Annotated in this window: 1 protein-coding gene; it reads left to right on the forward strand. The window is 56.8% G+C overall.

The genetic code is table 11. The annotated features are described in order from the left end of the window. The first annotated feature begins 140 nt into the window (after nucleotides 1-140). Nucleotides 141-1166 (forward strand): IS110-like element IS1383 family transposase, encoded by a 1026-nt coding sequence (locus tag CYD26_RS24685; RefSeq protein WP_019692570.1) that lies wholly within the window; start codon nucleotides 141-143, stop codon nucleotides 1164-1166. The last annotated feature ends 262 nt before the right edge of the window (nucleotides 1167-1428 follow it).

Raw genomic sequence — 1428 nt, forward strand, 5'->3', positions numbered from 1 at the left:
TTCAGATGGTATGGACGCCTCCCCCCGGCAGCGGGCCGACCGCAGCACCTCTACATCAATAGAGGATCCTCGCTGCCCCGGCATCTAGGTGCCAAAGTGGAGAGTGGATAACAAACACCACTTGAGCAGGAGGATCCACCATGAAACATAGCGTAATTGGCATGGACATCGCCAAGAAGGTTTTCCAGCTGCACACCGTTGATCAGTGCACTGGGAGGATCGAGCGTATCAAGCTGCGCCGTGATGAAGTGCTGGCGTTCTTTGCAAATTATCCGACCAGCCTGGTGGCAATCGAGGCCTGTGGCAGTGCCCACTGGTGGGCACGTCAGCTTCAACAGCAGGGGCATGAGGTACGACTACTCGCCCCTCGTTCAGTACGCCCCTTTGTGCTGCGAAACAAAACCGATGCGGCTGACGCTCAAGCCATCTGGACAGCGGTGCAGCAGCCCGGCGCTTGCCTGGTGGCAATCAAGCAGGCGGATCAGCAGGCGATCCTCTCGCTACACCGTATCCGCTCCCAGTTGCTGAAATTTCGCATCATGCAGAGCAATGGCTTACGTGGGCTGCTTTACGAATTCGGAATCGTGCTGCCAGAAGGTTATACCCAGCTGAGCAAGGCCGTTCCGGAGGCCTTCGCCGATGCTGAGCATCGAGTGCCTTCCATGTTGTTGGACAGCCTACGCGATCAGTGGACTCGGATTATCCAGTTGGATGAGGAAATTCGAAAAATCGAACTGCGTTTGAAACAGTGCCTGCGTGAGAGCTCCGACTGCCAGAAAATTGCAGAGATTCCCGGAATTGGTTTGTTGACCGCTACAGCCGCTGTTGCCTCACTGGGAGATGCGACAACCTTCCATTCTGGTCGCCAGTTCGCGGCTTGGCTGGGACTGGTTCCTCGACAAACGGGCACCGGTGGCAGAGTTCGGCAACTGGGGCTGAGCAAGCGCGGAGACACCTATCTGCGAACGCTGTTGATGCATGGTGCTCGCTCGATCCTCAATAGAGGACACCGGTCAGAGTGGGTTGAACGCTTGTTGACCAGGCGGCCTTATAACGTGGCGGTCGCCGCAGTGGCTAACAAGCTCGCCAGAACCCTTTGGGCCGTGTTGGCCAAGGGCTCTACGTATCGGGCCGAACTCTTTACGGCATGCCCTACGGGGCATTGAAAACAGTAACCAACAGACTTCACAAGGAGCACAGGCGGTAAGCACGTGATGGCGAAATAGGTCAGACCGTGACGGGGTAAACCTGGTAGGGAATATGAGCCACGGGCACAGCCTTCAGCTCGATTTTCAGATGAGGGCCTCGTCAGCGGATTCCATCAGGGCCAGCAGGTTTTTCGGCCTGCACAACAGGCCGGATATAAGACTGCTCCTACCTACGCGCCAGCATGGCTACCTATTGAGCTCCGGGAGGCGTCCATATAAG

The sequence above is a fragment of the Pseudomonas sp. FFUP_PS_473 genome (assembly GCF_002858665.1).
Classification (GTDB): Bacteria; Pseudomonadota; Gammaproteobacteria; order Pseudomonadales; family Pseudomonadaceae; genus Aquipseudomonas; species Aquipseudomonas defluvii.